Annotated in this window: 1 pseudogene; it reads right to left on the bottom strand. The window is 69.4% G+C overall.

What is annotated here, in order from left to right:
• Window positions 1-220: 220 nt before the first annotated feature.
• Window positions 221-324, bottom strand: a pseudogene (locus EKO23_RS26365) (MBL fold metallo-hydrolase); the annotation flags it as partial.

Genomic DNA, 324 nt, shown 5'->3' with positions numbered 1-324 from the left:
GTCGACACCTCGTCGACCAGGGTCCGGAAGTTCCTCGTCCGACCCGGTCTTGCCGACGCCGCCGAGGAACGGAGAGCCAGCGCCCAGGTGACGACCTGCACGAGGCGCAGATGAACCGTGGCGACGACCACGAGTTCAAGGTCAACCCCGGAGACGTCGTGTGAGAGCAGCCCTCAGGCGGTAAGTCGTCGACGACGTGGCGCGTCCGGCCCGAACGCGCTCACCAGCCGCGGGCGCGCCACTCAGCGAGGTGAGGGCGCTCGGCACCGATCGTGCTGTCGTTGCCGTGGCCGGGGTAGAACCAGGTCTCGTCGGGGAGCCGGT

This window comes from Nocardioides guangzhouensis (assembly GCF_004519545.1).
In the GTDB taxonomy this organism is placed as follows: domain Bacteria; phylum Actinomycetota; class Actinomycetes; order Propionibacteriales; family Nocardioidaceae; genus Nocardioides; species Nocardioides guangzhouensis.
This window is presented reverse-complemented; position numbering and strand designations above follow the sequence as displayed.